Origin of the sequence: Streptomyces sp. NPDC058045 (assembly GCF_042885635.1) — a bacterium.
Lineage (GTDB): Bacteria > Actinomycetota > Actinomycetes > Streptomycetales > Streptomycetaceae > Streptomyces.
This window is the reverse complement of sequence record NZ_JBHVRR010000033.1, coordinates 64,883-70,975: the sequence shown is the minus strand read 5'-3', so window position 1 is coordinate 70,975 and position 6,093 is coordinate 64,883. Positions and strand designations below refer to the sequence as shown.

Sequence of the window (6,093 nt, the reverse complement as noted above, 5' to 3'; positions counted from 1 at the left end):
CGGTGTGTGCGCTAGGGAATACTCGGGGGATGCCTTCCAAGCTTCAGGAACTGCTGGCGTCCGCCCGGGTGTGGGACCCGGCCGAGACGGAACTGCCGCCGTTTCCCGCACTGGACGCGGAGGCGGCGCCGGACGATCCGGTGGCGCTGTTCACCGAGTGGTTCGCGGCGGTCCTCGCGGCCGGGCAGCGCGAACCGCATGTCGTCTGCCTGGCCACCGCCGACGCGGACGGGCCGGACGCCCGGATGCTGACGCTGCACGGCGCGGACGAGCGGGGCTGGCTGGTCGCCTCGCACTCCGGCAGCCGTAAGGGCCGGCAACTGGCGGCGCTGCCCCGGGCCGCGCTCTGCTTCCACTGGCCGGTACTGGGCCGCCAGGTCCGGGTGCGCGGCAGCGTACGGACGCTGCCGCGGCGGGAGGCGCAGGCGGATCTGCACGCCCGCTCGACGGGGGCGCTGGCCGCCGCGCTCGCCGGCCCGCAGAGCGAACCGCTGGACTCCGCCGCCACCCTGGCCGAAGCCTCCCGCACGGCCTGGGAGCGGGCCCGGCGGGAACCGTCGGCCGAGGTGCCGAGCTGGACGGTGTACGCGGTGCGGCCCTGGGAGGTGGAGTTCTTCCAGGGCGAGCGGGACCGCCGCCACCTCCGGCTCCGCTACCACCGCCCGCCCACCGGGCACCCCGCCGGCCCCTGGTCCCGCGAACTGCTCTGGCCGTGAGGCCTGTCGTCTACTCGGTTTCCGGCCCGGGGTCGAAGGCGTAGACGGTGAAGTCGCGGAGCGGGCGGTAGCCGATGCGCTGGTAGAGGGCGTTGCTGGTGGGGTTGGCGAGGTCGGTGAAGAGGAGGATGTCGCGGGCCGTCGTGCCGGTCAGCCTGCGGCTCAGCTCGGCGGTGACGGCGCCCGCGTAGCCGCGGCCGCGCAGCCCGGCCGGGGTGTAGACCGGGCCCACCCGTACCTGCCCGGCGATCTCCGGGCTGCATCCGGCGAGGGAGACCGGGGTGCCGTCCGGTGTCTCCCACAGCAGTGTCCGGCCCTGCGCGATGCGGTCCTCGGCCCAGGGCGCCGGGTCACGGCTGAGCGGCTCCCCGATGGCCTCGGCGAACTCGGTGAACCAGCGGGTGAGCAGGGCGTGGTCGGCGGGGGCGGCGGGGCGGGCGCGGCCGGGCGGGGCGGGCCGCGGCATGGCGAGGTCGGCCAGCGCGTAGAGGCGCTCATGGGTCTGGGGGCGCGGTACGGCTCCGGTGCGGCGCTGCCAGGCCCCGGCGAAGACGGTGGCGGTCTCGTCGGGTGCGGTGAGGCCGGGCAGCTCGGGGTGGGTCTCGGCGAGGGACTCGGCCGCGGCGGTGAGGAAGGGGCCGGGCGGGGCGCCCGGCGGCGGGGTGACGGAGACCAGCGCACCGCGCGGCGGGGTGCGGACCATGGTGCCGTGCACCTGCCCGTCCGCGGTGAGTATCCCGTACCGGGGTGGGCCGCCACCGAAGGCGTCCGGGCCGTTCCGGCGGAGGGCGTCGGTGACGGTGAGCTGCACGGTGTGCAGGGCGGGCGCGGCGTGCAGATAGGGGCCGGCGCGGTCCAGGAAGGCGTGGACGTCGGGGAGTTGATGCCATGCGGCGGGCGGCTGCGGGGGCGTCATGTACCAGTGCTACCAGGGGGCGCGGACCGGTCACGAATGGTTTTCGGCGCCCGGGTCCAGGCCGTCGCCGGGGTCGAAGGGGCCGGTGCCGAGGTGGGCCGGGTCCGGTTCCGGGTCGGTGGAGAGGCGGGCGTGGAGGTGGGCGTCGCGGTAGGTGCCGAAGCCTCCCTCGCCGGCCATCTCGTCCCGCATGACGCCCTCCAGCGGGAAGCCGCAGCGTTCCGCGGTGCGGCAGGAGACGTCGTGGCCGACGGCGTGCCCGAGTTCGATGCGGTGCAGGCCGAGGGCGGTGAAGGCCCAGGTGCCGGCGAGGGTGAGGGCGCGGGGGGCGACGCGGCGGCCGCGGGCCTCGGGCAGGACCCAGTAGCCGACGCGGGCGCGGAGCATGGTGCGTTCGATGTCGTTGAGGCCGATATGGCCGAGGACGGTGCCGGTGGCCGGGTCGGTGACGGCGAAGGAGACACAACTGCCGCTGAGGCCCCGACGGATCCGGTCGAGCAGCGAGATCCGGGCGTCGTCGTAGGTGTCGACGGTCTTGAGCGGGGTGTTCCAGCGGCGGAAGTCGGGGTCGGTGAGGCCGCGCAACCAGGCGTCCAGGTCCTCCGGTACGCCCGGCCGCCAGGGCCTGAGAAGCAGTCCGTGGCCGGATATCCGGGCGTCGGTGGGCACCTTCATATGTCGCACGTCGGTCATCTCCCCATCCAACACCCGTGGTACGCGGCGCCGTTGGGCGGTGCCGCGGGGGTGGTCGCCGGTGGGCGGGCGGGCCGTGACCCTTTCGCAATCGGTTCCCGTTCTTGACGTGACTCCATCAAGCGGGGGGCTGGTTACGCTCGCGCCCATGGCCGACTCGCACAACCGGCGCGACCAGCGGATTCCGCGCGCCGCACCCCCCAGTGTCCAGGACCGCCCGGTGTATGTCGTGGGCGGCGGCCCCGGCGGTCTGGCCACCGCCCACGCGCTGGGCGCCCGAGGGGTGCGGGCGGTGGTGCTGGAGCGGGCGGAGCGGGTCGGTTCCTCCTGGCGGGGCCACTACGACCGGCTGCGGCTGCACACCACCCGCCGCCTCTCCTCCCTGCCGGGCCTGCCGATCCCGCGCTCGGCCGGCCGCTGGCCCGCCCGGGACGAGGTGGTGCGCTATCTGGAGCGGTACGCCGAGGAGCACCGGCTGGAGATCGTCACCGGCGTCGAGGTGTCCCGGGTGGAGCGGGACGGGGACGGGGGCTGGGTGCTGCACGCCTCCGGCGGGCGCCGGCTCACGGGGCGGGCGGTGGTGGTGGCGACCGGCTACAACCACACGCCGTATATGCCGAGTTGGCCCGGCGCGGAGGACTTCGCCGGGGAGCTGCTGCACGCCGGGCGGTACCGGAACGCGGCCCCGTACGCGGGCCGGGACGTACTGGTGGTGGGCGCCGGGAACACGGGGGCGGAGATCGCGGTGGACCTGGTGGAGGGCGGGGCGGCGCGGGTACGGCTCGCGGTGCGCACCGTGCCGCACATCGTGCGCCGCTCCACCGCGGGCTGGCCGGCACAGGCGAGCGGGATCATGTGCCGGCGGCTGCCGGTGGCGCTGGTGGACCGGATGGCGCGGCGGCTGGCCCGGATCAGCGTGCCCGACCTGTCCGCGCGAGGCCTGCCGCGACCGGACACCGGCCTGTACTCCCGGGTCCGGCAGGGGGCGATCCCGGTGCAGGACGTGGGGCTGATCGAGGCGGTGCGCACCGGGCGGGTGGAGCCGGTGGCGGCGGTGGAGTCCTTCGAGGACGGTGAGGCGGTGCTCGCGGACGGTACCCGGATCAGGCCCGAGACGGTGATCGCGGCCACCGGCTACCGGCGGGGTCTGGAGCCGCTGGTGGGGCATCTGGGGGTGCTGGACGCGCAGGGCCGCCCGCTGGTGCACGGCCGCCGTACCGCACACCAGGCCCCCGGTCTCCATTTCACCGGCTACACCAACCCGTTGAGCGGCACCCTGCGCGAACTCGCCCTGGATTCGGGGAAGATAGCCCGCGCCATCGCCAAGTCCCGCTGACCGCAAGCCCGTTAGGACGCTGCCTGCCGGGGCCGGCGGATGACGAGGGCCATCAGGGCGGCCGCGGCGCACAGCGCTCCGGAGGCGTACCAGACGACGTCGTAGGAGCCGAAGGTGTCGCGGGCGGCGCCGCCGAGGAAGGCGACCAGGGCGGCGCCCACCTGGTGCGAGGCGAGGACCCAGCCGAAGACGATGGGGCTGTCCTCGCCGTAGTGCTCGCGGCAGAGGGCGAGGGTGGGCGGCACGGTGGCGACCCAGTCCAGGCCGTAGAAGACGATGAAGAACACCATCGGCGGGTGGACCGAGGGCGCCAGCAGCAGCGGCAGGAACAGCAGGGAGACACCGCGCAGCGCGTAGTACACGGCGAGCAGCCGGCGGGCCTCGAAGCGGTCGGTGAGCCAGCCGGAGGCGATGGTGCCGGCCACGTCGAAGAGGCCGATCACGGCGAGCAGCGAGGCGGCGGCGGTGGCGGGCATTCCGTGGTCGTGGGCGGCGGGCACGAAGTGGGTCTGCACCAGACCGTTGGTGGAGGCGCCGCAGATGGCGAAGGTCCCGGCGAGCAGCCAGAACGGCCCGGTCCTGGCGGCGGAGGCCAGGACCGCCAGGGTGCGGCGGGCGGCCCCGGTGACCGGCGGCGGCCTGGGCACCACGCGCTCGGCGCCGTACGGGGCGAGGCCCACATCGGCCGGGTGGTCGCGCAGCAGGAGCCACACGAAGGGCACCACGGCGAGGGCGGCCAGGGCGACGGTGACGGCGGCGGGCCGCCAGTGGTGGTGGGTGACGATCCAGGACAGCAGCGGCAGGAAGACCAACTGGCCGGAGGCGGCGGCCGCGGTGAGGATGCCGGAGACCAGGCCGCGCCGGGTGGCGAACCAGCGGTCGGTGACGGTGGCGGCGAAGGCCAGCGCCATCGCCCCGGTGCCGAGACCCACCAACAGGCCCCAGCCGAGCATCAGTTGCCAGGCCGCCGTCATCCACACGGTGAGGCCCGACCCGGTGGCGATCACGGCCAGGGCGCAGACCACCACCCGGCGGATGCCGTAGCGGTCCATCAGGGCGGCGGCGAAGGGGGCGGTGAGGCCGTAGAGCGCGAGGTTGACGGAGACGGCGAGGCCGATGGTGCCGCGGGACCAGCCGAACTCCTGGTGCAGCGGGTCGATCAGCAGGCCGGGCAGCGAGCGGAAGGCGGCCCCGCCGACGATCGTCAGAAAGGCGACGGCGGCCACGTACCAGGCCCGGTGCACCCGCCGCCGGCGCACCGGCCGGGCCTCGGGTGCGGCGGGCTGCGGGGTGCCGGGGGTGCGGGTCGTCTGTGTCACCGTTCCAGCTTCCGGGCGGGCCCCGCCCACGACGAGTGGCCCAAGAGCCATGGTTCGCTACGATCGGGCCATGGCCACCGCTTCCGCCGCACCCCGCCCGCACCGGGTCGCCGTCCTCGCCCTGCACGGCGCGATCCCCTTCGAACTGGGCATCCCCCAGCGCATCTTCGGCCTGGCCAAGGCCCCCGGAGGCGACCCGCTGTACGAGGTGGTGACCTGCTCGGCCGGGCCGCCCGGCCCGGTGCGCACCGACGCCGACTACTCGATCCTGGTGGAGCACGGCCCCGAGGCGCTGGCCACCGCCGACACCGTGGTGGTGCCCGCCTCCTACGAGCTGGGCCCGGTCTTCGAGGAGGGCCGCCTCACCCCCGAACTCGCCGCCGCCCTGGCCCGTATCCGCCCCGGCACCCGCCTCATCTCCATCTGCACCGGCGGCTACGTGCTGGCCGCGGCGGGCCTGCTCGACGGGCGGCCAGCGACCACCCACTGGGCCTCCGCCCGCCACTTCCAGCAGCTCTTCCCCGAGGTCCGGGTCGACCCGGAGGTGCTCTTCGTCGACGACGGCATGGTGCTCACCTCGGCCGGGGTGGCCGCCGGGATCGACCTGTGCCTGCATGTGGTGCGCCGCGACCACGGCACGGCCGTCGCCAACGAGGTGGCCCGCCGCACGGTGGTGCCCCCGCACCGGGACGGCGGCCAGGCCCAGTACATCCGGCGCCCGGTGCCCGAGCCGGGCGCCTCGTCCACCGCGGCCGCCCGCGCCTGGGCCCTGGAGCGGCTGCACCAGCCGATCCTGCTGCGCGACATGGCGGCCCGCGAATCCATGTCCGTACGCACCTTCACCCGCCGCTTCCGGGACGAGTCCGGACTCAGCCCCGGCCAGTGGCTGACCCGCCAACGCGTCGAGCGGGCACGGCAGTTGCTGGAGTCGAGCGAGCTGCCGGTGGACCGGGTGGCGGAGCAGGCGGGCTTCGGCACCGCCCAGTCCATGCGCCAGCACCTCCAGTCGGCACTGGGCGTCACCCCCACCGCGTACCGGCGCACCTTCCGTACGGAGACGGCGAGTTGAGCGTGTGGCCGGGCCGCCGGGGCTCCGTCCACAGGCTGTGGACG

General features: G+C 75.2%; 6 protein-coding genes. 3 read left to right on the top strand and 3 right to left on the bottom strand.

Translation table 11 applies throughout. The annotated features are described in order from the left end of the window. Positions 1-29 precede the first annotated feature (29 nt). Positions 30-716, top strand: coding sequence for a pyridoxal 5'-phosphate synthase (locus tag ACFVST_RS20440; RefSeq protein ID WP_390153731.1), 687 nt, complete (start codon positions 30-32; stop codon positions 714-716). A gap of 10 nt (positions 717-726) precedes the next feature. Here the strand turns inward: ACFVST_RS20440 and ACFVST_RS20435 are convergent, their stop codons facing one another. Continuing rightward, on the bottom strand, positions 727-1,632 hold the full coding sequence (locus ACFVST_RS20435; protein WP_390153728.1) for a GNAT family N-acetyltransferase: 906 nt from the start codon (positions 1,630-1,632) through the stop codon (positions 727-729). Between the two features lie 30 nt (positions 1,633-1,662). Beyond that, a complete protein-coding gene (locus ACFVST_RS20430; RefSeq protein ID WP_390153725.1) occupies positions 1,663-2,325 on the bottom strand; it encodes a GNAT family N-acetyltransferase in 663 nt (220 codons plus the stop codon). 148 nt (positions 2,326-2,473) lie between these two features. Between ACFVST_RS20430 and ACFVST_RS20425 the strand changes: the two genes are divergently transcribed. Beyond that, complete coding sequence (locus ACFVST_RS20425) at positions 2,474-3,661, top strand: flavin-containing monooxygenase (protein ID WP_390153722.1); 1,188 nt, start codon at positions 2,474-2,476, stop codon at positions 3,659-3,661. Between the two features lie 11 nt (positions 3,662-3,672). Here the strand turns inward: ACFVST_RS20425 and ACFVST_RS20420 are convergent, their stop codons facing one another. Further along, positions 3,673-4,980 (bottom strand): MFS transporter, encoded by a 1,308-nt coding sequence (locus tag ACFVST_RS20420; protein WP_390153719.1) that lies wholly within the window; start codon positions 4,978-4,980, stop codon positions 3,673-3,675. 70 nt (positions 4,981-5,050) lie between these two features. Between ACFVST_RS20420 and ACFVST_RS20415 the strand changes: the two genes are divergently transcribed. Further along, positions 5,051-6,049 (top strand): GlxA family transcriptional regulator, encoded by a 999-nt coding sequence (locus ACFVST_RS20415; protein WP_390153716.1) that lies wholly within the window; start codon positions 5,051-5,053, stop codon positions 6,047-6,049. The last annotated feature ends 44 nt before the right edge of the window (positions 6,050-6,093 follow it).